Here is a 25,436-nt window from a genome sequence, read left to right on the forward strand (position 1 = left end):
AGGAATCGATGACCGTCGACCTTGGTCTGCCCGGCACCCCACCCCCCGTACTGGCCGAACGGCGTAAGACCCGGCAACTGCAGGTCGGACCCGTCGGGGTCGGCAGCGACCATCCGATCTCGGTGCAGTCGATGACCACGACGAACACCGCGGACATCAACTCCACACTGCAGCAGATCGCCGAGCTGACCGCGTCGGGCTGCGACCTCGTGCGCGTGGCCTGTCCGAGTGCCGACGACGCCGAGGCGCTGCCCGCGATCGCCCAGAAATCGAAGATCCCGGTGATCGCCGACATCCACTTCCAGCCGAAGTACGTCTTCGCCGCGATCGAGGCCGGCTGTGCGGGCGTGCGCGTGAACCCCGGCAACATCCGCAAGTTCGACGACCAGGTCGCCGAGATCGCGCACGCCGCGAAGGACCACGGCACACCCATTCGCATCGGCGTCAACGCAGGCTCGCTCGACAAGCGACTGCTGGAGAAACACGGCAAGGCGACGCCGGAGGCACTCGCCGAGTCGGCGTTGTGGGAGGCGTCATTGTTCGCCGAACACGACTTCCACGACCTGAAGATCTCCGTCAAGCACAACGACCCGGTCGTGATGGTGCGCGCCTACGAGATCCTCGCCGAACAGTGCGACTACCCGCTGCACCTCGGCGTCACCGAGGCCGGACCGGCGTTCCAGGGCACCATCAAGTCCGCCGTGGCATTCGGTGCGTTGCTGCGGCAGGGCATCGGCGACACGATCCGCGTGTCGCTGTCCGCGCCGCCGGTCGAGGAGATCAAGGTCGGCACGCAGATCCTCCAGTCGCTCAACCTGCGCCCGCGCAAGCTCGAGATCGTGTCGTGCCCGTCGTGCGGCCGCGCGCAGGTCGACGTATACAAGCTGGCCGACGAGGTCACCGCGGGTCTCGAGGGCATGGAGGTGCCGCTGCGGGTCGCGGTCATGGGCTGCGTCGTCAACGGCCCCGGTGAGGCGAGGGAGGCCGACCTGGGCGTCGCGTCCGGGAACGGCAAGGGGCAGATCTTCGTCAAGGGCGAGGTCATCAAGACCGTGCCGGAGGCGCAGATCGTCGAGACCCTCATCGAGGAGGCCATGCGCATCGCCGAGGAGAACGGCGACGTCGACGGCTCGGGGGAGCCGGTCGTCACGGTGGGCTGACCCCACGCCGGACGTGCCCGAGGCGGACCGTCCGGTTGTTACTGGTCCGTGCTGCACGTTTCTGCCACGCTCGACGGTGTGGGAGACGGCTGGGCTGTCGCGAGGCCGCGGCCATGGCTGCGGCCATGGGTGGCGCGCTACGTCGGGTACCGGTCCGCCGGCGCCGCGGACGTGGGAGCCGATGCGGCGTCCGTGCATCGCGGCCTGCCGAGCGGACATCTGACCCTCAACATCAGCCTGGGCGACCCGGTCCGCGTCCTGGGCATGCCGCGCGATGACCAGTCACCCGGCGAGTTCCGGGCGCTGCTCGGCGGGCTGCACACCTCGCCGGTGCTCATCGAGCGCCGCGCGGCGGAGTACGGGATGGAGCTGGCGCTCGAACCCGTGGGCGCGGCGGCGCTGCTGGGCGTGCCCGCCGCCGAACTCACCGGGCACGTCGTCGACCTGGCCGAGCTTGGTGACGACCTCGCCCGGCTGCCGGAGCGGCTCGCAGCGGCCCCCGACTGGCCGAGCCGGTTCGCGATCCTCGACGACGTGCTGAGCGCCCGGCTGAGCGAGGACTCGCACCGGGCCGCGGCGGACCTCGGGTGGGCGTGGCGGCGCATCCGCAGCTCCGCCGGAACCGTCCGGGTGGACACGCTGGCCCGCGAAACAGGGTGGAGCAGGCGCCACTTCGGCGAGCGGTTCCGCCGCGAGATCGGACTGACGCCGAAACAGGCCACCCGGGTCGTCCGGTTCGAACGTGCCGTAGACCTGTTGAAAGCGGGCCGTGGCCTGGCCGAGACGGCGGCACTGTGTGGCTTCTCCGACCAGCCGCACCTGACGGGGGAGTGGCGGGCACTCGCCGGCTGCGTGCCCACCACCTGGCTCGCCGAGGAGTTCCCGTTTCGCCAAGACCCGGGCATGGCCCCGAACCCAGACTCGGAGCCATGACGAACCCAACGACCGACACCGCAACGACCGACACAGCAACGACCGACACAGCAACGACCGCCGAATCCTCGTCCGGTCAGGGCCGCGCCACGCCGGGCGTGTGGCCGGGCGTGCTCTACGACGACATCGCCGCGGCCCGGGGCTTCCTCACCGGAGTACTCGGCTTCACCGAAACGTTGATCGTCCCCGGTGAGAACGGCGGGGTCGTGCACGGCGAGCTCCGCTGGCCCGAGGGCGGCGGCGTGATGGTCGGCTCCCGCAGCCCCGAGGCGCACGACGGTGCGGGTGCGGCGGGCCGGGAACCGCAGTGGATCTACGTCGTGACGGCCGATCCCGACGCGGTGTACGACCGTGCGCGGGCCGCAGGCGCGACGATCCGGCAGGAACCGCACGACACCGACTACGGCTCCCGCAACGTCGCGGTCGCCGATCCCGAGGGCACGGTCTGGGTCTTCGGCACCTACCCGGGTGCCTGACACTCGCCGGAGCGACCCGCCGCGGGTACGCCCACTGGGGTGGTCGCTGCCCGCTGCGGGCGGATCTCTGGCAGGCTGGACGATGTGTTGCGGGTTGCTGGTGCGCGGCTGCTCGATGACAGGGACTATCCGGCCGTCCGGGCCGCGCTCGGCGCGAACCCGGTGGCGAACTGCATGGTGTCCGCGCGCGTCGAGATCGCGGGTGTGGACCCGTGGCGCCTCGGCGGTGAGTTGTGGGGTTCCGACGGGCGTGAGCCGAAGGGCGCGCTCGACGGGTTGTGCTTCGCCGGGCCGAACATGATCCCCCTCGCCGGCGGCAGCGTCGCCATCCGGTCGTTCGCCGACCGTGCACTGCGGCGCTCGCGGCGCTGTTCCTCCGTGGTCGGTCCGTCCGAGCAGGTGCTGGGCCTGTGGGACGAGCTCGCCGTGGACTGGGGCCCGGCGCGCGAGGTCCGCGCGGAACAGCCGTTGATGGCACTCGACCGCAACCCGGACGTACTGCCCGACCGGCTCGTGCGACCCGTGCGACCGGACGAACTGGAACGCTATCTGCCCGCGGCCGTCGCGATGTTCACCGAGGAGGTCGGCGTCGACCCGCGTGCCGGCGACGGCGGTGCCGGGTACCGGGCACGCGTCGCAGAGCTGATCGCCAGTGGCCGCGCATTCGCCCGGTTCGAGGGCGGCCAGGTCGTGTTCAAGGCCGAGATCGGCGCGCTGTCCCAGCACGTCGGCCAGATCCAAGGGGTGTGGGTACACCCGGACCGCCGCGGCGAAGGCCTCGGCGCCGCGGGCACGGCTGCGCTCGCGTCCCGTCTGGTGAAAGGAATGGGCCGGGTGGCGAGCCTGTACGTCAACTCGTTCAACACGCCCGCGCTCGCGTCGTACCGCAAGATCGGATTCCGCCAGGTCGGCAGTTTCGCGACGGTGTTGTTCTGATCCATGGCGAAACGTGCTGCTACCGCCTTCGTGCTGACGGTCGTGCTGGCCGTGTCCGGCTGCAGTGTGTTCGGCGGCAGCCAGGCCGAGAACGTCCTCGACGAGTTCCTCGCCGCATGGCAGGAGAACACGCTCGGTGAAGCGGCCGCGCTGACCGACGCACCCGACACCGCCCGCGCGACGCTGGGCCAGGCAAGGGACGAGCTCGGCGAACCGGCGTTGTCGGCAGCGGCAGGCGAGGTCACCGAAACCGCGGGCGGCGAACGAGCGGACGGCCGCTACACCCTCACCTGGGACCTCGGCGACGGGCGGACCTGGCGCTACGAGGCGCAGGCCGAGCTGCGCTCGACCGACGACGGCTGGAAGGTGCACTTCGCGCCCACCGTCGTGCATCCGGACCTCGGGGCACAGCAGAGCCTCTCGCTCGTCACCGACACCCCCGCGCCCGCACCCGTACTCGACCGCGACGGCGCGGCGCTGTTGAAGACCGACACCGTCGTCGGCGTCATGCTCGACCGGAAAGCTGCGGGCGACCGGCTCGACGAGGTGGCCGGCACGCTGGCCGACGCGGTGTCGCAGTTCGACGAGCGCATCACGAAACGCTCGATCCTCGACGGCGCACGCGGCACCGAGGACGGACAGGGCTACCTCGTCGTCAGCCTGCGGTCGGCCGACTACCAGCAGGTCAAGCCGCAGATCTACGAGCTTCCGGGAGTGCGGTTCACCAGCCGGGAGCGGTTGCTGTCGGCCGAACGAGGCCTCGGCGACACGATCCTGCCGATGATCCGCAACCACGTGGCCGACCGGGTGGCCGGCAAGGACGGCTGGCGGATCGCCGTCAACGACAGCGCCGGCGCGGAAGTGCGCCAGCTGCACGCCGTGGAGGCGAAACCGGCGTCGGCCGTGCACTCGACGTTGAGCCTGCCCGTCCAGCAGGCCGCCGAGCGTGCGTTGCAGAAGGTCGACGGGCCCGCGGCGATCGTGGCCGTCCGCCCTTCGAACGGTGACCTGCTGGCGGTCGCCCAGAACGAGGCCGCAGCCGACCAGGGCGCGATTGCACTGACCGGCCGGTACCCGCCGGGTTCGACGCTGAAGATCGCCACCGCGGCCGCAGCGCTCGACGCGGGGGAGACCAGGCCGAACGCGACGGTGGCGTGTCCCGCGACGACCACGATCGGCCACCGGCGCATCCCGAACGAGAACCGGTTCGATCTGGGCAGAGTGCCACTGCACACGGCGTTCGCCGAATCGTGCAACACGACGTTCGCCCAGCTGTCGGCGCAGCTGCCCCCCGACGCGCTCACCGACGCTGCGCGGTCGCTGGGTATCGGCGCCGACTTCGTCATCCCCGGGATCACCACGATCACCGGATCGGTGCCCGCCTCCGACGACCGGGTGCAGCGTGCGGAGAACGGCATCGGCCAAGGCAAGACGCTGGCGAGCCCGTTCGGAATGGCACTGGCCGCCGCGACCGTCGACGCAGGCGAGATGCCCACGCCCGGGCTCGTCCGCGGTGACCGCACCGAGACGAGCAAGACCGGCGAACCCCTGCCCGGCGAGGTGCTGCGGCCGTTGCGGCGCATGATGCGCGAGGTCGTCACCGACGGCACCGCGACCGCGCTGCGGGACCTGCCGGACGTGCGCGGCAAGACCGGAACCGCCCAGTACGGCGACGGCAGCAACTCCCACGGCTGGTTCGCCGGCTACGGCGACGCCGGGCCGCTCGACGACGTCGCGTTCGCCACCCTGCTCACCGGCGCCGGGTCGTCGAAACCCGCCGTCGACGTCACCCGCGACTTCCTCTCCGGCCTGCGGTAGCCCGGCGTCGTGCCGGCACCGACCACGCCGCCGCCCGCCCGTCGCCCGACCGCCGCCCCCCAAGGACGCGCTACCGCGCGACTATGCCCGCCCGTCGCCCGACCGCCGCCCCCCAAGGACGCGCTACCGCGCGACTATGCTTTTGGGTATGCCCGTTCGCGCTCCGTTGCAGCCCGGTGTTCAGACGCCCCGCCGTGAGGTTCCGCCGTCGATCACCCGCCCCGAATATGTCGACAAGCCTGCCCCGAAGCGGGACAACAGTGGCGCGGTGCGCACACCCGAGACCATCGAGGCGATGCGGGTGGCCAGCAAGATCGCGGCGCAAGCACTGCAGGAGGGCGGCAATGCCGTCAAGCCCGGCAACACGACCGACGACGTCGACAAGGTCGTGCACGAGTTCCTGATGGACCACGGCGCCTACCCGTCGACCCTCGGCTACCGGGGCTTCCCCAAGTCGTGCTGCACCTCCATGAACGAGGTCATCTGCCACGGCATCCCGGACTCGACGGTCATCGAGGACGGCGACATCTGCAACATCGACGTCACGGCCTACATCGGTGGCGTGCACGGCGACACCAACGCCACGTTCCTCGCCGGGGACGTCGACGAGGACGCGCGCCTGCTGGTGGAGCGCACCGAGGAGACCCTGAGGCGTGCGATCAAGGCGGTCCGGCCGGGCAGGCAGCTCAACGTCATCGGCCGGGTCATCGAGGCCTACGCCAAACGATTCGACTACGGCGTCGTGCGCGACTTCACCGGTCACGGCGTCGGCCCCGCATTCCACACCGAGCCGACGGTGCTGCACTACGAGGAGCCGAACGTCACCACGCTCATCGAGGAAGGCATGACCTTCACGATCGAGCCGATGATCACCCTCGGCACGATCGACTACGACGTGTGGGACGACGACTGGACGGTCACCACCAAGGACAAGAAGTGGACCGCCCAGTTCGAACACACCCTCGTGGTGAACGCCGACGGTGCGGAGATCCTCACCCTGCCCTGACGGAGTGCCCGGACATGCATGTATTCCGGGCACACTGCAGTCGTCCGAGGTGTATCGCGTGACCACATAGCCGCGGCGGGGTCTTCCACTTACGGTCGACACCTGTGACCACGACCACTCCAGTCGCCGCCGGAGCGGCCGCATCGCCGTATCCACCGCTGCACGGGCGCAGCGTGCTCGTCACGGGTGGCGCAGGCGGCATCGGCCGGGCCTGCGTCCGCGCGTTCGCGGAAGCGGGCGCGTCGGTGCACCTCGTCGACGTCGACGAGCGTTCCACCGCCGAGGCCGCGGCGGAAAGCGGTGCCCGGCCCCATACCGCCGACCTCACCGACCCCGCCGCGATCGACCGGCTGCCCAGCGATGTCGACATCCTCGTCAACAACGCGGGCATCCAGCACGTCGCTCCGATCCCGGACTTTCCGCCCGAGATGTTCCGGACCATCCAGACCCTCATGGTCACGGCACCGTTCCTGTTGCTGCGCCGCGTGCTGCCCGGCATGTACGAACGCGGCTGGGGACGTGTCGTCAACATCTCGAGCGTGCACGGTCTCCGCGCCAGCCCGCACAAGTCGGCCTATGTGGCCGCGAAACACGCGCTCGAAGGGCTCAGCAAGGTCACCGCGCTCGAAGCCGCGGCCCACGGGGTGACCAGCAACTGCATCGACCCCGGCTACGTGCGCACACCCCTGGTCACCGGGCAGATCGCCGATCAGGCCCGTACCCGCGGCATCGGCGAGGACGCGGTCACCGACGACGTCTTCCTCGCCCGCACCGCGGTGAAACGCCTCATCGAACCGGAGGAGGTCGCCGCCGTCGCGGCGTGGCTGTGCGGCGATCACGCGGCCTACCTCACCGGCGCATCCATCCCGGTCGACGGCGGCTGGACCGCGGCCTGAGCCGGTCCGGAGACTCCCCAACCGTCCCCGCACACACAACGAAGTGGTGATCGAGATGACAGATCCGACGTCCGGGCCGACCCCCGGCTCCGCCGAGTCCGGAGAGCAGCCGAAACGGACCAACATCGTCCGCGTCGTCGGCGCGAGCATGATCGGAACCACCGTCGAGTGGTACGACTTCTTCCTCTACGGCTCGGCCGCCGCGCTCGTGTTCAACAAGCTGTTCTTCCCCGACTACGACCCGCTGGTCGGCGTCATGCTGGCGTTCGCAACCTATGCCATCGGCTTCGTGGCCCGTCCCCTCGGCGGGCTGGTGTTCGGCCACTTCGGCGACAAGCTCGGCCGCAAGAAGCTCCTCGTGCTGAGCCTGCTGCTGATGGGCGCCGCCACGTTCCTCATGGGCCTGCTGCCCACCTACGCGTCCATCGGGGTCGCGGCGCCACTGCTGTTGATTTTCCTGCGCCTCGTACAGGGATTCGCGGTCGGCGGCGAATGGGGCGGCGCCGTGCTGATCGTGTCCGAGCACGGCGATGCGAAGCGGCGCGGCTTCTGGGCGTCGTGGCCGCAGGCCGGTGTGCCGGCGGGCAACCTGCTGGCCACCGCGGTGCTGGCCGTACTGGCCACCGTGCAGAGCGATGCGGCGTTCGAGGCCTGGGGCTGGCGCATCCCGTTCCTGCTCTCGGGCGTGCTGGTGGCGATCGGCCTGTGGATCCGGCTCGCGGTCGAAGAATCGCCGGTGTTCGTCGAGGCGGTCAAGAAGGCGGGCGACAATCCGGCTCCCGAGAAGGCGCCGATCCTGACGGTGCTGCGCCACAGCTGGCGCGAGGTGCTCATCGCGATGGGCGCGCGGTTCGGCGAGAACGCCTCGTACTACGTGATCACCGCGTTCGTGCTCACCTACCTCACGACACACCTGGAGCTGCCCAAGTCGCTCGGCCTCAACGCCGTGCTCATCGGTTCGGCCGTGCACTTCGCGGTGATCCCGTTCTGGGGCTGGCTCTCCGACATCGTGGGACGCCGCATCGTGTACCTGTTCGGGGCGATCGGCATGGGCGTGTGGGCGTTCGCCTTCTTCGCGCTCCTCGACACCGCGTCGGCGCTGGGAACCATCGTGGCGGTCACGGTCGGCCTGGTCCTCCACGGCGCCATGTACAGCCCGCAGGCGGCGTTCTTCTCCGAACTGTTCGGCACGAAGGTCCGCTACTCGGGCGCGTCGATCGGGTACCAGCTCGCCTCGATCGCCGCGGGCGGGCTCGCACCGCTCATCGCGACGGCCCTGCTCAGCAGCACCGGAGCCAGCGTGGCGATCTCGCTCTACGTCGCCGCGACCTGTGCGATCACGATCGTCGCGGTGTACCTGGCCAAGGAGACCAGGGGCCGCTCACTGGCCGATGTGAGCGGATCCGACGCCGATGATCCGCGCTCGGCAGACACCGGTGCGACGATCGAGCGGTGACCGACGGCGCTGCCCGACTCCTGCGACTGCTGGCCGACGGCGCTTCGGCGGAGGACCTCACCCGGACCGACACCGGTGAGACCGACGACGAAGCGCTGCGGCTGGCGCTGACGATCCGGCGCACCCTCGACGCGCACACGCGGCGCGAGACCGAGCTGGCCGCGCTGTTCGACACGGCCAGCGATCTGGCGCGGCTGCGGGACCTGGACGCCGTGCTGCGCTCCATCGTCCACCGGGCGCGCATGCTGCTGCGGGTCGACGTGTCGTACCTGAGTCTCAACGACGAGGGTTCCGACAGCACCTACATGCGCGTCACGGACGGTTCCGCGTCGGCGCTGTTCCAGCAGGTGCGGCTCGGGATGGGGGAGGGCCTCGGCGGACTGGTGGCGCAGACGGTGCGGCCCTACGCCACGTCGAACTACCCGCAGGACGACCGGTTCCGCCACACCGGGCCGATCGACAGGGCCGTGCGCGACGAGGGGCTGATCGCCATCCTCGGCGTTCCGCTCGCGCTCGGTGACCGGGTCATCGGCGTGCTCTACGCCTCGGACCGCAGGTCGCGCACGTTCACGCCCGACGAGGTCGCGCTGCTGTCCTCGCTGGCCGACCACGCCGCGATCGCGATCGACAACGCCCGTCTCATCGAGTCCAGCGCTGCGGCTCTGGACGAGCTGGGCCAGGCCAACGAGACGATCCGCGGCCACCACGAGTCGCTCGCACGGGCGCAGGACGCCCACGACCGGCTGGCGGAGCTGGTGCTCGGTGGTGCGGACGTCCAGCGCGTCGCCGAGGCCGTCGCGGCGGTGCTCGACGGCGGCATCGTCGTGCACGAGCCCGACGGGACACAACTGGCGTGCGCGGGAGCTGAGCCGGGCGCCCGCAGTGCGTACGCACTGGCGGCCTCACGTGCCTCGGGCCGTGCCGTCGCCGATGCCGGCGACTGGGTGTGTGCGGTGATGGCGGGTCCGCAGCTGCTCGGCAGCATCACGCTCACCGGACGGTCGGATCTCGGCGACGCGGACCGGCGGTTGTTCGAACGGGCAGGCATGGTGACGGCGCTGCTGCTGTTGCTGCGGTCGTCGGCGGCCGAAGCCGAGGACCGGGTGCGCGGCGAGCTGCTCACCGACCTGCTCAGCGCCCCGGAACGGGACCCCGCGACCCTGCTGGAACGGGGACGCAGGCTCGGGGTCGACCTGACCGAGCCGCACGCCGTGCTGTTGCTGCACGCCGACGGCGACGCGGGTCTCACGCGCACCCGGCTGGCCTCGGCCGCAGCGCGCTACGGCGTGCTCGCCGGTGTGCACGCCGACCGGGTCGTGGTGCTGATCGCGCGTGAACGACCGGGAGAGGTGGCGCGCACCGTCGCCGCGGATCTCACCCGGCAGCTCCACGGTCCGGTCACGGTCGGGGCGGCCGGTCCGGCGGGCGGGCCCGCCGAGATCGCCGAAGCGCACGCCGAGGCCGCCCGTTGCCTGAGTGCGCTGCTCGCACTGGGCAGGCGCGGCACCGGCGCCGACGCGGCGGACCTCGGGTTCGTCGGACTGCTGCTCGGCGACAGGGCGAACGTGCCCGACTTCGTGCGAGCCACGCTCGGCCCCGTGCTCGACTACGACGCCGAGCGTGGCACGGATCTGGCCAACACCCTGTCCGCCTACTTCGACTGCAACGGCAGCCTGACGCGCGCCAAGGACCGGCTGCACGTCCACGTGAACACCGTGGCGCAGCGGCTGGAACGCGTATCGACACTGCTGGGCGACGACTGGCAGGAGCCCGAGCGGGCGCTGGAACTCCAGCTCGCACTGCGGCTGCACCGGCTCGGCTGACGGCGCGATCGACCCGGCCCCGGGAACCGCAACACGGGCTCCCGGGAACCGCAACGCGGGCTCCGGGGAACCGCAACACGGGCTGTGCCGGTCGTTCGGTGCGGTGTTCAGCTCACGTCGCGGTGGGCGTCGAGTTCGGCGAAGAAGGCACACACCTCGGTGGCCGCGCGGTCCGCGTCCCTGGCGACGATCGCGTCGAGCAGACCGCGGTGGCCGGTCTCCTCGGGCTTGGGGAGGCCGAGTCTGGTCATCGCCGCGACGCTGGCGACGACCACTTCGGTGAGCCCCCGGTACAGTTCGGTGAGCACGGAGTTGTGCGCAGCCTCGACCGCGGCCTGGTGGAACGCGGCGTCGATGCGGACGTAGTCGTCGATCTCGCGGTCGGCCCATGCGCGGTCGCGGCCGTCGAGGAGTTCGCGCAGCCGGGCGATGTCGTCGTCGGTGCGTGCGGCGGCGGCGAGGCGGGCACCCTCGACCTCGAGGGGTTTGCGCACCTGGAGTACTTCGCGCAGTTCGGTGCCCGCGAGGTTGCGGATCGCACCGGACACCTCGCTCGTGGCTCGTACGTACGTCCCGTCGCCCTGCCGGACGTCGAGCAGGCCGCTGTGCGCCAGCGCGCGCACCGCCTCGCGCACCGTGTTGCGCCCCACGCCGAGGTCGGCCGCCAGTGACGCCTCGGTGGGGATGCGCTCGCCGAGCGGCCATTCGCCGCTGCGGATGGCCTCGCGCAGCTGGCCGATCACCTGGTCGACCAGCCCGGAGCGCTGGGGTGCGGACAGTGGCACGGGCGGCACCTCCTTCGGGTCGGCCATTCTGCCGAACACCGATCACACCATGAAAGGTTGGTTCGCCCGGTCATCCTACCTTTTGTTAGCGTCGTGGGTATGACGAGCAGTTCGACGGAGTCCACCGCCGAGGCGCCGCCCGCGGCGTCAGGGCGACCCCGACGGCACGGTGCGGCAGGCGCCGGTGCCGGTCTGCTCGCCGTCGCCGTCGTGCTGGCCGCCATGAACCTTCGCCCCTCGGTGACCTCCGTCGGCGCCATCCTCGACGAGGTCACCCGCACCCTCGGTGCGAGTGGCACGTGGGCAGGCGCGCTGACCACGATGCCCGGGCTGTGTTTCGCCGTCGCCGGGTTCGGGGCGCCCTGGCTGGCGCGCCGGATCGGACTGTCGGCCGCCGTCGCCACGGCACTGGTCGTGCTCACCGGCGGACTGCTGCTGCGCGTCGTCGACGGCCCTTCGGTGGTGCTGGCGGGAACGTTCGTGGCCAGCGCCGGTATCGCACTGGCCAACGTGCTGATCCCCGTCGTGATCAAGACCTCGTTCGCCGCCCGTGTGGGCCTGATGACCGGCATCTACACGGCGGCACTGCAGACCGGCGGCGCGCTCGGGTCGTCGGTCACCCCGCCGCTGACGCAACTCGCCGGAGGCTGGCGGGGCGGCCTCGGCGGCTGGGCGGTACTGGCCGTGGTGGCGCTGGTGCTGTGGTTCGCCGCGACCCGCGGCGGTGGCCTCAGCGCGTCACACGCGGCGCAGTCGGCCGGGCCCCGCCGTTCACTGCTGCGCAACCGGCTCGCATGGATCGTCACCGGATTCTTCGGCACACAGGCCTGTTTCGCCTACATCATGATGGGCTGGATGCCGCAGGTGCTCATCGACGCCGGGGTGGGCCGGACCAGCGCAGGACTGCTGATGGGGCTGGTGTCGCTGCTGGGCCTGCCGGTCAGCTTCTTCGTCCCGCCGCTCGTCGTCGCCCGCGGCGGCCTCGGCTTCTGGTCGGTCGGGCTCGGCCTGCTCGGCATCACCGGACTCACCGGCCTGCTGCTGGCACCCGCCGCCGCGCCGCTGCTGTGGTCCATCCTCATCGGACTCGGCATGGCGGTGTTCTCCCTCGCCATCACCGCGATCACCCTGCGCGGCCGGACCGGAACCGACACCGCGGCACTGTCCGGCATGGCACAGGGACTCGGCTACCTGCTGGGTGCGCTCGGGCCCTTCGCCTTCGGCGTGCTGCACGACCTCACCGGTGGCTGGACGGTGCCGCTGACGATGGTCATCGTCGTCGTGACCGCCCAGCTCGCCTTCGGCTGGTACGCGGGCAAGGATCGCTACGTCTAGCGATTGCCTCCACACGGTCGCGAGCCTCGCCCGGGTCATGATCAAGGGAAGATTGGTGGCTCCCGCCCGTCAGCCCTCACGGGCACGCTGACGCGTGGCTGTGTTCGATGCCACCAAGGTGCCCCCGGGGGCATTGCACACCGGACGCGCCGGATGTTCAGTCGAGCGCCAGGTTCAGCAGCGCGTTCTCGATCAGCTCCGGCATGGCGGGGTGGATCCAGTACTGGCCGCGGGCCATGCTGCGCGCGTCCAGCCCGAAGCTCATGGCCTGGATCAGCGGCTGGATCAACGTCGGTGCCTGCGGGCCGATGATGTGCGCACCGAGCAACGTCCCGGTCGACGGATCGGCGAGCAGCTTGGCGAAATGCGACTCGTCCTCCATCGCCCAGCCGTAGGCGATGCCGCCGTAGTCCTGCGTCGCCGTCACGTACGCCACGCCCTGCGCAGCCGCGTCCCGTTCCGTCAGCCCCACCGAGGCGATCTGCGGCGATCCGAACACGGCGTGCGGCACGAACCGGTGATCGGCCGCCACGGCGGAGTCCTCGACGCCCAGGTCGTGCAGCAGGTTGTGCTGCACCACACGCGCCTCGTGGTTGGCGACGTGCTTGAGCTCGGCGGGGGAACTGATGTCGCCCAGTGCGTAGATGCCGTCGACGGCCGTGCGCTGATACTCGTCGACCTCGACGTGCCCCGACCGCGTCACCGCGACACCGGTCGCCTCGACGTCCAGCACGTCCGCGTTCGACCGCCTGCCGGTGGCCACCAGCAACAGGTCGCCCTCGACCGTCTCGGCGCCACCCGGCCCTTCGAGGTCGAGCGCGACCCCCGTCTCCGTGCGGCGGGCGCGGGTGGTGTTGCGGTTGAGGCGCAGGTCGATCCGCTGTGCGGCGAGCTCGGTGTAGCGGCGGCTGACGTCCTCGTCCTCGGCGCGCAGCATCGCCCCGGAACGGGCGATCAGCGTCACGTCGACGCCGAACGCCGAGAACACGTGCGCGAACTCGGCCGCGACGAACCCGCTGCCGAGGATCACCAGGCGCCGTGGCAGCTCGTCGATCCGCATGACCGTGTCCGACGTGTGGAAGCCGGTTTCGGCCAGCCCCGGCACGTCGGGAGCGACCGCCCTGCCGCCCGCCGCGAGGACGAACCGGTCGGCCGTGATCGTCTCCGGACCGCCCGCGAGTTCGACCGTGAGCTCCTTGTGCCCGGTGAACCGGCCTTCGCCCTCGTAGACGGTGACGTTCGCGTTGTCGTCGTGTTCGATGCGGTACTCCCGCCCGCCCGCGGCGATCGCGTCGATACGCCCGAAGATGCGGTCGCGGATGTCGCGCCAGCGCACCCCGTCCAGCGTCTCGTCGACCCCCAGCCGCGCCGCCGACGCCGGCGTCGCAGCCAGGTCCGCGGGGTGGACGAACATCTTCGTCGGGATGCAGCCGACATTCAGGCAGGTTCCGCCGAACACGCCCTTCTCGACGATGGCGACCTTCCGGTCGGCGAAGCGCTGGTCGAGGATCGAGTTCCCCGAGCCGGTCCCGATGATGACGATGTCGTAATGCGGCACGTCGGTACCCTCTCAGGCCGTGGGTTTGCCGGTCTGTCCGCCTACCTCAACCCGTCCCGACGCCCGAGTGTTCCCAGGAGGCCGACACGTGGCTGGGAGGCAAGCATGGCTGTGAGCGGTCAGCAGCGGCGCGGCAGGCAGGCGCGCCGTGGCGCGTCCCGCCGGGTGCCGGTCGTGATCCTCGCCGGCTTCCTCGGCGCGGGGAAGACGACGCTGCTCAACCACCTGCTGGCGGGCGCACGCGGCACACGCATCGGTGTCGTCGTCAACGACTTCGGCAGCGTGAACGTCGACGCGCTGAGTGTGGCAGGGCAGGTCGACTCGATGGTCTCGCTCGAGAACGGGTGCCTGTGCTGCGCGGTCGACGCGAGCGGGCTGGATCGGATGCTGTCGGTGCTCACCGACCCGGCGGCGGAGCTGGACCTCGTCGTCGTGGAGGCGAGCGGCCTGGCCGAGCCGCGCAGCCTCGTCCGGCTCGTGCTCGCCAGCGAGGACCCGTACGTCGAGTACGGCGGGCTGGTCGAACTCGTCGACGCCGCCGAGTTCCCCGCACTGCGCGAGCGGCATCCGGAGCTCGCCGACCAGGTGGCGATGGCCGACCTGGTCGTGCTCAACAAGGTCGACCGCGCCGCCGACGGGGTCGCGGACCTGGTCCGGGAGCTGGCAGGGCCGGCGCCGGTGCTGCCAGCCGAGTTCGGGCGGATCGACCCGGAGCTGCTGTTCGATCGCGTCACCGCCGCACCCGACGACGGCCCGCGCCAACTCACGTTCGACGACCTCCGGCTCGCCGAGGCGGACACGGATGACCACGACGACCACTCCGCGCACGCGCACGCCGTCTACGACACCGTCACCGTCGAGACCGGGCCGCTGCATCCGCGCCGGTTCGCCGCGTTCCTCGAGACCCGCCCCGCCGGGCTGTACCGGATGAAGGGCACCGTGACCGTCGGCGTGCCCGGCCGTCGCGACGCCTACGACGTGCACACCGTCGGGGCGTACGTCCGCGCGGAACGAGTGGCGCCGCCCGGTGACCAGGGGAGCAGGCTGGTGCTCATCGGCGCCGGTGTGGACGCCGCGACGCTGCGTGCCGAGCTGGAGGCGTGCTCGACGGCCGCGGCGGGGGAGGCCGACGAACAGGACCTGCTGCCACTGCTGCGGTACGTCGCCGATCCGTCGCGAGACGCCGGCGGCGCGGCGGACGGCACCCGGGACGACGGTGACGGCGACGGAGCGGACCGCGCCGTGGCCGACGACCCGGTGGACGGTGGCGACCTCGTGGACGGTGGCGGTCCGGCGAACGCGGCCGTCCACGCCGCTTCCGTCGCCGCCGCAGACACCGAGGCCGACGAGGCGTACGCCGACGTGCCTGCCACGGTGGACGTCGCAGGCGCCGCGGCGTCGGAACCGCCGCCGACCGGCTGTGTCGCCCACCCCGAGGCGTTCGACGGGCTGGTCGCGCCGGACGAGATCGACCCGGAACGGTAGGCAGCGCACGTCCGCGGCGGGCTCGCAGGCGCGTCCCGACGGCCGGTCGGGCGCGGGAATGCCGTCGCACCACCCGGGTGCCGGTACCACCGTTGCGGGCGAGCCGGTTCGGTTCGGTCCTGCGGCCTCGTTCATGCCCCCGGAATCCGCAACACGATCCCCGGGATCCGCAACACAGCCCCCGGAGGGCGCAACATGGTCCCCGGAAACTGCAACACGGTCCCCGGAAACTGCAACACGGTGTCAGTCGCGGACGAGCCGGAGGGTCGGCAGGTCGGCAGGGACGCCGCCGGTGATCAGTTTCTCCAGTGCGGCGGTGTCGACGTTCTCGTCGATCGCGTCGGCCAGGTCGTCGAGCATCGCCTCGCGCCGCTCGGCGAATCCGGGTGCGTCGGCGGGCATCCAGTCCACTCCGGACTGACGGGCGACCTCGGTGAGCCAAGCCCTGCGGAACGCGTCGTTCTCGAACACGCCGTGCCACATCGTGCCCCACACCGCGCCGCTGCGGAGTCCGTCGAGGAACGGTTCCGCGGCGTGGCCGGGATCGTGCTCGGCGACGCCGTGGTGGATCTCGTAGCCGCGCACGTCGTGGCCGCGCCACGGCGCCGACGGGGTGGCGAGGGTCTTGTCCTCGCTGAACGCCACGGACAGCGGCAGCAGGCCGAGCCCGGTGGCTCCGGAGTCGGAGGATTCGACGCCGTCGGTGATCCTCCCGCCGAGCATCTGGTAGCCGCCGCAGATACCGAGCACCGGCCTGCCCGTCTCGGCGCGGCGGTGGACGGCGACGTCGAGCCCCCGCTGCCGCAGCCACGCCAGATCGTCCACAGTGGACCGGGTGCCGGGCAGGACGGCGACGTCGGCGGCGGCGACCACGTCCGGGTCGGCTGTGACGGTCACGTCGACGCCCGGTTCGGCCGCCAGCGGGTCGAGATCGGTGGCGTTGGACACGCGGGGGAATCGCACCGCGGCCACGCGCAGCGTCGCCCCGGATCCCGGGCGATGCCCGCCCCAGCCCGCGATGGCGAGTGCGTCCTCCGAATCGAGCCACACGTCCGGTAGCCAGGGCAGCACGCCCAGCACGGGACGGCCGGTCAGTTCGGTGACCGACCGCAGGCCCGGTTCGAGCAGTGCCGCGTCGCCGCGGAACTTGTTCACCAGGAACGCGGCGAGGTGCGCTTGGTCGGCGGGCTCGACGATGCCGACGGTGCCGGCGAGCGCCGCGAGCAGTCCGCCCCGGTCGACGTCGCCGACGACGAGAACCGGCAGGTCGGCCGCACGGGCGAGGCCCATGTTCACGTAGTCGCCGTCGCGCAGGTTCGTCTCCGCGGGGCTGCCCGCGCCCTCGCAGACGACGACGTCGAATCGCTCCCGCAGCGCGTCCAGCGCGGCGAAGGCGGCGTCGGCCAGCTCGCGGCGACCGTGGGTCCAGTCCCCCGCGCGGAGGTCACCCCACGGGGTGCCGCGCAGCACGACGTGACTACGCCGGTCACCGCCCGGCTTGAGGAGGACCGGGTTCATCGCCGACTCGGGTTCGGCGCCCGCGGCGACGGCCTGCAGCCACTGGGCCCTGCCGATCTCCGCGCCGTCGGAGCAGACCATCGAATTGTTCGACATGTTCTGTGCCTTGAACGGCGCCACTCGCACACCGCGGCGCGCGAGCCAGCGGCACACGCCGGCGGCCACTGTGGACTTGCCGGCGTCCGATGTCGTTCCTGCGATCAAGAGGCCACCACGCACGCCAGTACGGTAGTCCACCCGATCCAGCGACACCGGATTCGGGCATGTGGGCCGTAGCCTGAGCCGGACCCGACCAGCAGACCTACGAGGGGACCGCTATGCCCGTGATGCCCGCATCGTCGCGTTCCGGCGGGGTCCGCCCGGCCCGCCGCGGCGCGTCCGTGCTCGCCGCGCTCGCGCTGACGGCTCTGACGAGCGCCGCCCTGGTGCCGGCGACGGCGAGTGCCGCGGAACCGTACGTCGTCGGCGGCGAGGAGACGTCCGTCGCCGACCACTCGTACGCCGTGTATCTCGTCGACGACGACGGCAGGCAGTTCTGCGGCGGCACGCTCACGTCGTCGCGGGAGGTCGTCACCGCGGCACACTGCGCCGACGCGCTGCCCGCCGACGAACTCGGTGTCGTCGCGGGCAGGCAGGACACGCGGACCGACCGCGGGATCGAAGCCGGCGTTCGTGACGTGTGGGTCGCGCCGAGCTATCAGGACCCCATGTCGGGCGGTGACATCGCCGTGCTCTCGCTCGACCGCGCGGTGCCATACCGCACCGCGCAGGTCGCCGACGACTCGGACGCGGCGAAGTACCGCGCTGGCACGGAGGCGACGGTTCTCGGCTGGGGCAGGACGGCAGAATCGGGCGAGCGGTCGAACACCCTGCGCTCGGCCGAGGTTCCCGTCGTCGCCGCCGACACGTGCTCGGAGGCCTACGACGAGTACGACCCCGAGACGATGGTCTGTGCCGGTTATCCGGAGGGCGGCACGGACGCCTGCCAGGGCGATTCGGGTGGTCCGCTGATGGTCGGCGACACCCTCATCGGCGTGGTGTCGTGGGGTGACGGCTGCGCCCGGCCGGGCAAGCCCGGGGTCTACACCCGTGTCTCGACGTTCGAACCACAGCTCGGGGGCCAGAGCGTCGACACCTGACCGTCGCCGGTCCGTGGCCGCGGCGGGGTGTGGCGGGCGTGGGCTCGGGTTTTGGCACGGCCGTGTCACACTGACCGGGTGACCGACCTGGTGGCTCGCCGCGGCCCGGATCTCACGGCAGCGGAACTGTACGACCTGCTCCGGCTCCGCGTCGACGTGTTCGTCGTGGAGCAGAACTGTCCCTACGGTGAGATCGACGGCCTGGACCTGCTGCCGACGACGTGGCATGTGTGGGCGCCCGGCAGCGCCGGTGATGCGGGAGCTGCCGGATGTCTGCGCGTGCTGGCCGAGTCGGACGGTGTCGCCCGTGTCGGCCGCGTCGTGACGGCTCCGTCGGCCCGCGGCACCGGTCTCGGTGCGCGGCTCATGGACGCGGCGGTCGAGCACATCGGCGACGCGGAGTCGGTGCTCAACGCGCAGACGTACGCACAGGGCTTCTACGCGAGGTTCGGCTACGAGCCCGAGGGCGAGGAGTTCGACGAGGACGGCATTCCCCACATCGCCATGCGTCGGAAGGCTTGCTCGTAGGCCCAGCGCCGGGCGCAGAACACTAGGTGCCGGATGCAGGACACGCGCGGGGGAAGAGGCTGCGGGCTTCGCTACCGTGGATGCATGCCTCGACGCCATCGCCGATCGCGGGCCGAGCGTCCGCGTCCCGCCGTGACCGGGTGGGCGCGTTCCGAGTCCGCGGAGGACGGCGATTGGCTCGTGCGGACCGTTCCGGGTGCGCAGGCGACGAAGACGTACCGCTGCCCGGGGTGTGATCACGAGATCCGCCCTGGCGTTCCGCACGTCGTGGCCTGGCCCGCCGACGAAGCGGGTTCGGTGGCCGATCGCAGGCATTGGCACAACGGCTGCTGGCAGGCACGCGGCCGGCGCGGCCCGACCCGCCGCCGCTGAGCACGTCCCGCTGCGGCATCGACCTTCTGCGGCATCGACCTTCTGCGGCATCGACGTGGGAGGTGGCGCCCGCGACGCCCCACGGCCGCGAGACGTCGACCCGGTTCGTGGCCGTCGCCGCCTCGCCGAGGTGACGGCTGATCGGGAACAATCGCCGTCATGGCCGACCTTCCCCTCGTTCTCCTGCACGCGTACCCGCTCGACGCGCGGATGTGGAACGCCGTCCGCGGACCGCTCACCGCCCGCACCCGGGTGATCACACCCGATCAGCGAGGTATGGGCCGCAGTCCGTTCCCGGACTCGGATTCCGGCAGGCAACCCGGCGGGGAGCCGAGCCTCGACGATGCGGCCCGTGACGTCGTGGCCCTGCTCGACCGGCTCGACCTCGACCGGGTGGTGCTCGGCGGCTGTTCGATGGGCGGATACCTGACCATGGCCGTGCTGCGGGCGGCGCCGGAGCGCGTCGGCGGGCTCGTGCTGATCGACACGAAGGCCGAGGCCGACACCGACGAGGCGCGTGCGAACCGGCTGTCGGTCGCCGACCGGGCCGACGCGGAGGGCGTCACCGGCTGGCTCGCCGATGCCATGGCGCCCGCATTGCTGTCCGAAGCCACGCGGGAACAGCAACCGGAGGTGGAGGCGCTGGTCCGCGAACTCGTCGACTCCCAGCCGCCGTCGGGGGTCGCGTGGGCCCAGCGCGCCATGGCAGCCCGGCCGGATTCCACCGACACGCTCCGGGGCGCGGACGTCCCCGCGCTCGTGCTCGTGGGGGAGCGGGACGGGCTCACGCCGCCGGACGCCGCCAGGGGCATGGCCGACGTGCTGCCCGCCGCGCGACTCGAAGCGATCCCGGAGGCCGGGCATCTCACGCCGCTCGAAGCGCCCGAAGCCGTGGCCAGGGCGATCATCGATTGGTATCCGCAGGGCTGAGGTACGCCGCGAGCGCGTCGTGTGCCCGCTGCCGCGCCTCGCTGCCCGTGGGCGTGCCGCGCGCCGGCAGTCGTCGCCAGCACACGCCGTACAGCCTGCGCAGTGCGAGGAACGGGGCCAGCGTGTCGGATCCGGGCGCGTCCGGGTAGGCGGCCACCGCGGCGGCGCCGTCGAGCAGGCTCGTCCGCCGCGGCGTGAACCTGTTCGAGGGTGTAAGCCACCTCGGCCGGCGCCGGTACCGCCGACCGATCGTGACGGACGTAACGCCAGGACGTCACTGCGTCCCGGCCCGAGTCGTGCGGGCCCGGTGGCGGGTCCGACGACGGCGGCACGACGGGTGCACCGGCCCGCGCGAGGAACCCGGCCAGCCGGACGTCTCTGGCGAGTACGGCACCCGGATCGGGCCGCAGCGACGCCGTGGCACCGGGCGCCCGCGCGACGACGTCACCCAGCCTCACCAGGAGATTCGCCCCCGAGGCGAGTACCGCCGGCTCGTCGGAGCGCACGCCCAACCCGCGGGCCGTCGCGAGGACGGCGCCGAGGCGGACGGGCACCGATCGGGCACTCATGACGTGATGTTCGCAGCCGCGGGAACCATCGAAACTCGCGACGGCTACGATCTGTCGTAGCCAACGTGGGTCCCCGCCCGTGGCGCAGCAAGGATCGGGGTTCGAAGTGCAGGAGGCAGGAGTGACGGCCGTAGCCCCCCAGCCGATCGCGAAGCGCCCATACCCGGCGCAGAAGTCGGCAAAGGGTTCGTACCTGCTGAGTATGTTCCGGACGACGGATCACAAGCAGATCGGCATCATGTACATCGTCACGTGCTTCGCCTTCTTCATGATCGGCGGAGCGATGGCGATGCTGATCCGTACCGAGCTCGCTCAGCCGGGTCAGCAGTTCCTGTCCCAGGAGCAGTACAACCAGCTGTTCACCATGCACGGCACGGTGATGCTGCTGTTCTACGCGACGCCGATCGTGTTCGGCTTCGCGAACTTCATCCTGCCGCTGCAGATCGGTTCGCCCGACGTCGCGTTCCCGCGGTTGAACGCCTTCTCGTACTGGCTGTTCTCGTTCGGCGGTCTGATCGCGCTCGCGGGCTTCCTGACCCCGGGCGGCGCGGCCGACTTCGGCTGGTTCGCCTACACCCCGCTCTCCGACGCCATCCACTCGCCCGGTGTCGGTGCCGACCTCTGGATCTCCGGCCTGGTGGTCAGTGGCCTCGGCACGATCCTCGGTGCGGTCAACATGATCACGACCGTCGTCTGCCTGCGTGCCCCCGGCATGACGATGTGGCGGATGCCGATCTTCACCTGGAACATCCTGGTCACCAGCATCCTCGTGCTGATCGCCTTCCCGATCCTGACCGCCGCGCTGATGGGCCTGCTGGCCGACCGCGCGATCGGTGCGCACGTGTTCGACCCCGCCAACGGCGGTGTGATCCTGTGGCAGCACCTGTTCTGGTTCTTCGGCCACCCCGAGGTGTACATCGTCGCGCTGCCGTTCTTCGGCATCGTCTCCGAGATCTTCCCGGTGTTCAGCCGCAAGCCGATCTTCGGCTACAAGGGCCTTGTGCTGGCGACCCTGGCGATCGCCGCGCTCTCGGTGGCCGTGTGGGCGCACCACATGTACGCGACCGGTGCGGTGCTGCTGCCGTTCTTCGCCTTCATGACCTTCCTGATCGCCGTGCCGACCGGTGTGAAGTTCTTCAACTGGATCGGCACGATGTGGAAGGGCCGCATCACGTTCGAGTCGCCGATGCTGTTCTCCGTCGGCTTCCTCGTCACGTTCCTCTTCGGTGGCCTGACCGGCGTCCTGCTCGCCGCACCCGCCATCGACTTCCACGTGTCGGACAGCTACTTCGTCGTCGCGCACTTCCACTATGTGCTGTACGGCACCATCGTGTTCGCCACATTCGCCGGCATCTACTTCTGGTTCCCCAAGATGACCGGCCGGATGATGGACGAGAAGCTGGCCAAGCTGCATTTCTGGCTCACGTTCCTCGGCTTCCACGGCACGTTCCTCGTCCAGCACTGGCTGGGTGCGGAGGGCATGCCGCGCCGCTACGCCGACTATCTCGCCTCCGACGGGTTCACCACACTCAACTCGATCTCTACGATCGGTGCCTACGTGCTCGGTGCCTCGACGCTGCCGTTCATCTGGAACGTCTTCAAGAGCTACCGGTTCGGTGAGCTCGTCGACGTCGACGATCCGTGGGGCTACGGCAACTCGCTGGAATGGGCGACGTCCTGCCCGCCGCCGCGGCACAACTTCACCGAGCTGCCGCGGATCCGCTCCGAGCGGCCCGCGTTCGAGCTGCACTACCCGCACATGATCGAGCGGCTCCACTCGGAGGGCCACATCTCGTTCACCGGCAGGCAGATCGACAACCCGCATGCCAAGGAGGCGCCGTCCCAGGTCGCCACCAGGACGGTCATGCCGGGCGACCACGATAAGGACAACGCGAGCGAACAGTGAGTATGACCAGCACCCCAGTCCTGATCACCGCGACCGGACCGGACAAGCCGGGCGTATCGTCCGTCCTGTTCGCCGCGCTCACCTCCCGCGGCGTCGAAGTCCACGACGTCGAGCAGGTGGTCATCCGCGGACGATTGGTACTGGGGGTGCTGGTCGCCGTCGACAACGATCCGGAAGCTCTCCAGGAGGCCGTCGAACAGGCCATGGCGACGGTGGCGATGTCGGTCGACGTCAAGATCGGCGACGAGATCGGGACCGAGCCGTTCGCGCAGGGCAGGCAGGACTCGACCCACGTGCTGACGTTGCTCGGCCGCCCGCTGACGGCGCAGTCGATCTACGCGGTCGCCGGCAAGCTCGCGTCCGTGGACGCCAACATCGACGCCATCCGCAGCATCGCCGACTACCCGGTGACGGGCCTCGAGGTGGAGCTGTCGGTGGAGAAGGACACGCCGGAGGCCGACGCCGAGCTGCGCTCGATCCTCGCCGACTTCGCCAACCGCGGCGGGCTGGACGTGTCCATCCAGCGCTCCGGCCTGTCGCGGCGGGCGAAGCGGCTCGTCGTGTTCGACGTCGACTCGACGCTCATCCAGGGCGAGGTCATCGAGATGCTCGCCGCGCACGTCGGCGTCGAGCCGCAGGTACGGGAGATCACCGAGGCCGCGATGCGCGGCGAGATCAACTTCACCGAGTCGCTCGAACGCCGCGTGGCCCTGCTCGAAGGGCTGCCCGAGGCGGCGATGGACGAGGTGGCCGACACGATCGAGCTCACCCCGGGCGCCCGCACCACCATCCGCACCCTCAAGCGGCTCGGCTTCCAGTGCGGCGTCGTGTCCGGTGGCTTCATGCGGATCATCGACCGTCTCGTGGACGACCTGGGGCTGGACTTCGCGGCGGCGAACGAACTCGAGGTCGTCGACGGCAAGCTCACCGGCCGGGTCGTCGGCGAGGTCGTCGACCGGCCGGGCAAGGCGAAGGCGCTGAACCGGTTCGCCGACGAGTTCGGCATCCCCGTCCAGCAGTGCGTCGCCGTCGGCGACGGGGCGAACGACATCGACATGCTGTCCGCGGCGGGGATGGGGATCGCCTTCAACGCCAAGCCCGCGCTGCGCGAGGTCGCCGACGCCGCGCTGTCGTACCCGTACCTGGACGCGATCCTGTTCATGCTCGGCGTGACGCGCACCGAGGTCGAGGCCGCCGACGCGGCCGACGGCCTCGACCTCGTCCGGCCGTGACCGGGCTGCTCGCCCCACTCGCAGCGCGTTACGCGTCCTGGCTCGGCCTGCCCGCGGCCGACACGGCCGTCGTGGCGACCGAACCCGCCGAGGTGCGGGCCATGCCGGTGATCCTCCGCTTGGAGAAGTCGTCCCTTCCCGCGCGCACCCCGCTGCTGGAGGCCGCGGCCACGGCTGCGCTGGCCGTGTGCCTCGACGAGCGGTGCGCACCCGGAGGCCCGTGGCACGAACCGATGCGCGACTGGCTCGCGGGCCACATCCGCAAGGTCTCGCGCCGGGCCAGGGGAGCGCACTGGGACGCGGTGCAGCAGCTGCCCGGCGTCACCGTCGATGTCGACGGCGCGCAGGTGCGCGCGCTGCTGCCCGGGCGCGTCTCCGACGTTCCCAAAGAGGTGTCGCGCCTGCAGGTGTCCGGCACGGACCTGCCCGCCGACGAACCCGGCCCCGCGCCCGGCGACCGGCCGCGGTTGCTGCTCAACCCCGACGTGCCGATGACCGCCGGCAAGGCGGCCGCACAGGTCGGGCACGCTACGATGCTGTTGGCCGCCGTCCTCGGCGCCGCGGAACGGGAACGCTGGCGTGACCGCGACTTCGGCTGCTCTGTGCGCACGGCCACGCCCGCCGAGTGGGCCGACCTCGCACCGGGCGATCCGGCGGAGACGTGGCGGGACCACGGCGTGATCGCCGTCCGCGACGCCGGATTCACCGAGATCGCGCCCGGCACCGTCACCGTGCTCGCGCAGCCGCGCGGACTCTGAACCCGCGGGTCGCCCCACACCTGCGTCCGCGCCGCCATCGCCCGGTTGCCGTCGCCCGGTGGTAGGCGCCCAGTTACCACTGCACGGTTGTACTGCCCGGTTGTCACTTCCCGGCAGCAGCTTTTGCCGATTCGGCAACGATGTTCGCCGTATTGGCATGCGCCGTGGCACAGTCCCGGACATGGATCCGACGTTCGACCGTGACTTCTGGGAACGCCGCTGGGGCCAGGTTGTCCGCGACCACCCGGAGGCCGTCGCGAACCGGCCTCCCAACGGGCATGTGCTCGCCGAGGTGGCGGGCCTGCGCCCCGGGAGGGCGCTCGACGCCGGCTGTGGCCACGGCGCCGAGGCACACTGGCTGGCCGCGTCCGGTTGGCGGGTCACGGCGGTCGACTTCTCGCCCACGGCTCTCGAAGCGGGCCGGTCGGCCGCGGACCGTCTCGGCGTGGACATCGCCGAGCGGATCGAGTGGCACGAAGCCGACCTCGCCACGTGGTATCCGCCGGAACGGGCCTACGACCTCGTGGTGTGCGTGTACGTGCACATCGCCGGCCCGGTCGGCGAGTTCGTCACACGGCTCGCACGCGGCGTCACACCCGGCGGCACCCTCCTGCTGGTCGGTCACCGTCCGGTGGACCCGGCCACCGGTGCCGAGACGCCCGCGGCGGGCCAGGTGCAGGTCTCCGTCGAGGAGGCAACCGCGGCGCTCGGCGGCTGGCGCCTCGACGTGGCCGAGGAGCGCAGCCGAGAAACCGAGGGCAGCGGGGTCGACGCCGTGATCCGCGCCGTGGCACCCGCTTGACGCGAGCCCCGGGGA

General features: G+C 71.2%; 23 protein-coding genes. 19 read left to right on the top strand and 4 right to left on the bottom strand.

The features are described 5' to 3' along the window. Positions 1-8: 8 nt before the first annotated feature. The 9 genes from ispG to LY12_RS02360 all read left to right on the top strand — a co-directional run bounded on the left by ispG (position 9) and on the right by LY12_RS02360 (position 10,504). Complete coding sequence (gene ispG, locus LY12_RS02320) at positions 9-1,160, top strand: flavodoxin-dependent (E)-4-hydroxy-3-methylbut-2-enyl-diphosphate synthase (protein WP_253853007.1); 1,152 nt, start codon at positions 9-11, stop codon at positions 1,158-1,160. Between the two features lie 78 nt (positions 1,161-1,238). Beyond that, positions 1,239-2,093: a helix-turn-helix domain-containing protein gene (locus tag LY12_RS02325; RefSeq protein WP_253853008.1), complete on the top strand. Its 855-nt coding sequence runs from the start codon at positions 1,239-1,241 to the stop codon at positions 2,091-2,093. Beyond that, positions 2,090-2,569: a VOC family protein gene (locus LY12_RS02330; protein ID WP_253853009.1), complete on the top strand. Its 480-nt coding sequence runs from the start codon at positions 2,090-2,092 to the stop codon at positions 2,567-2,569. The genes LY12_RS02325 and LY12_RS02330 overlap by 4 nt, the downstream gene beginning before the upstream one ends. A gap of 84 nt (positions 2,570-2,653) precedes the next feature. Continuing rightward, positions 2,654-3,505 carry a GNAT family N-acetyltransferase gene (locus LY12_RS02335; RefSeq protein WP_253853010.1) on the top strand — a complete coding sequence of 284 codons (852 nt, stop codon included), beginning with the start codon at positions 2,654-2,656 and terminating at the stop codon, positions 3,503-3,505. Between the two features lie 3 nt (positions 3,506-3,508). Next, a complete protein-coding gene (locus tag LY12_RS02340; RefSeq protein WP_253853011.1) occupies positions 3,509-5,323 on the top strand; it encodes a penicillin-binding transpeptidase domain-containing protein in 1,815 nt (604 codons plus the stop codon). Positions 5,324-5,471: 148 nt separating this feature from the next. Continuing rightward, positions 5,472-6,329, top strand: coding sequence for a type I methionyl aminopeptidase (gene map, locus LY12_RS02345; protein ID WP_253853012.1), 858 nt, complete (start codon positions 5,472-5,474; stop codon positions 6,327-6,329). Positions 6,330-6,433: 104 nt separating this feature from the next. Further along, a complete protein-coding gene (locus LY12_RS02350; RefSeq protein ID WP_253853013.1) occupies positions 6,434-7,225 on the top strand; it encodes a 3-hydroxybutyrate dehydrogenase in 792 nt (263 codons plus the stop codon). Between the two features lie 55 nt (positions 7,226-7,280). Then, positions 7,281-8,681: an MFS transporter gene (locus tag LY12_RS02355; protein ID WP_372493426.1), complete on the top strand. Its 1,401-nt coding sequence runs from the start codon at positions 7,281-7,283 to the stop codon at positions 8,679-8,681. Further along, entirely contained in the window at positions 8,678-10,504 is a 1,827-nt protein-coding gene (locus LY12_RS02360) for a helix-turn-helix domain-containing protein (protein WP_253853014.1), read from the top strand. Before LY12_RS02355 ends, LY12_RS02360 begins: the two co-directional genes overlap by 4 nt. Positions 10,505-10,611: 107 nt before the next feature. Here the strand turns inward: LY12_RS02360 and LY12_RS02365 are convergent, their stop codons facing one another. After that, positions 10,612-11,289, bottom strand: coding sequence for a FadR/GntR family transcriptional regulator (locus LY12_RS02365; protein WP_253854815.1), 678 nt, complete (start codon positions 11,287-11,289; stop codon positions 10,612-10,614). A gap of 99 nt (positions 11,290-11,388) precedes the next feature. Between LY12_RS02365 and LY12_RS02370 the strand changes: the two genes are divergently transcribed. Beyond that, complete coding sequence (locus LY12_RS02370) at positions 11,389-12,624, top strand: MFS transporter (RefSeq protein ID WP_372493427.1); 1,236 nt, start codon at positions 11,389-11,391, stop codon at positions 12,622-12,624. 157 nt (positions 12,625-12,781) lie between these two features. On the opposite strand, the gene LY12_RS02375 is transcribed toward LY12_RS02370, so the two are convergent. Then, entirely contained in the window at positions 12,782-14,182 is a 1,401-nt protein-coding gene (locus LY12_RS02375; RefSeq protein WP_253853015.1) for a mycothione reductase, read from the bottom strand. 105 nt (positions 14,183-14,287) lie between these two features. On the opposite strand from LY12_RS02375, the gene LY12_RS02380 reads away from it, so the two are divergent. Continuing rightward, positions 14,288-15,667, top strand: coding sequence for a CobW family GTP-binding protein (locus LY12_RS02380; RefSeq protein ID WP_308292053.1), 1,380 nt, complete (start codon positions 14,288-14,290; stop codon positions 15,665-15,667). 243 nt (positions 15,668-15,910) lie between these two features. Here LY12_RS02380 and LY12_RS02385 read toward each other — a convergent pair whose 3' ends face one another. Next, positions 15,911-17,404 carry a cobyric acid synthase gene (locus LY12_RS02385; RefSeq protein WP_253853016.1) on the bottom strand — a complete coding sequence of 498 codons (1,494 nt, stop codon included), beginning with the start codon at positions 17,402-17,404 and terminating at the stop codon, positions 15,911-15,913. 98 nt (positions 17,405-17,502) lie between these two features. Between LY12_RS02385 and LY12_RS02390 the strand changes: the two genes are divergently transcribed. The 4 genes from LY12_RS02390 to LY12_RS02405 all read left to right on the top strand — a co-directional run bounded on the left by LY12_RS02390 (position 17,503) and on the right by LY12_RS02405 (position 20,154). Beyond that, a complete protein-coding gene (locus LY12_RS02390; protein WP_253853017.1) occupies positions 17,503-18,324 on the top strand; it encodes a S1 family peptidase in 822 nt (273 codons plus the stop codon). A 78-nt stretch (positions 18,325-18,402) separates the two neighbouring features. Then, entirely contained in the window at positions 18,403-18,852 is a 450-nt protein-coding gene (locus LY12_RS02395; protein ID WP_253853018.1) for a GNAT family N-acetyltransferase, read from the top strand. Positions 18,853-18,936: 84 nt separating this feature from the next. Further along, a complete protein-coding gene (locus LY12_RS02400) occupies positions 18,937-19,224 on the top strand; it encodes an Rv1322 family protein (RefSeq protein ID WP_253853019.1) in 288 nt (95 codons plus the stop codon). Positions 19,225-19,383: 159 nt separating this feature from the next. Further along, positions 19,384-20,154 carry an alpha/beta fold hydrolase gene (locus LY12_RS02405; protein WP_253853020.1) on the top strand — a complete coding sequence of 257 codons (771 nt, stop codon included), beginning with the start codon at positions 19,384-19,386 and terminating at the stop codon, positions 20,152-20,154. Here the strand turns inward: LY12_RS02405 and LY12_RS02410 are convergent. Then, complete coding sequence (locus LY12_RS02410; protein WP_253853021.1) at positions 20,129-20,311, bottom strand: hypothetical protein; 183 nt, start codon at positions 20,309-20,311, stop codon at positions 20,129-20,131. The two genes, LY12_RS02405 and LY12_RS02410, sit on opposite strands and share 26 nt — an antisense overlap. A gap of 533 nt (positions 20,312-20,844) precedes the next feature. Here LY12_RS02410 and ctaD point away from each other — a divergent pair. The 4 genes from ctaD to LY12_RS02430 all read left to right on the top strand — a co-directional run bounded on the left by ctaD (position 20,845) and on the right by LY12_RS02430 (position 25,421). Next, the gene (ctaD, locus tag LY12_RS02415; protein ID WP_253853022.1) at positions 20,845-22,629 is read left to right on the top strand and encodes an aa3-type cytochrome oxidase subunit I; all 1,785 of its coding nucleotides are present in this window, start codon (positions 20,845-20,847) and stop codon (positions 22,627-22,629) included. A 2-nt stretch (positions 22,630-22,631) separates the two neighbouring features. Continuing rightward, positions 22,632-23,861: a phosphoserine phosphatase SerB gene (gene serB / locus LY12_RS02420; RefSeq protein WP_253853023.1), complete on the top strand. Its 1,230-nt coding sequence runs from the start codon at positions 22,632-22,634 to the stop codon at positions 23,859-23,861. After that, positions 23,858-24,619 (top strand): aminoacyl-tRNA hydrolase, encoded by a 762-nt coding sequence (locus tag LY12_RS02425; protein ID WP_253853024.1) that lies wholly within the window; start codon positions 23,858-23,860, stop codon positions 24,617-24,619. The genes serB and LY12_RS02425 overlap by 4 nt, the downstream gene beginning before the upstream one ends. A 181-nt stretch (positions 24,620-24,800) precedes the next feature. Further along, entirely contained in the window at positions 24,801-25,421 is a 621-nt protein-coding gene (locus tag LY12_RS02430; protein WP_253853025.1) for a class I SAM-dependent methyltransferase, read from the top strand. Positions 25,422-25,436 lie beyond the last annotated feature (15 nt).

Source organism: Prauserella alba (assembly GCF_024171735.1).
GTDB lineage: Bacteria > Actinomycetota > Actinomycetes > Mycobacteriales > Pseudonocardiaceae > Prauserella > Prauserella alba.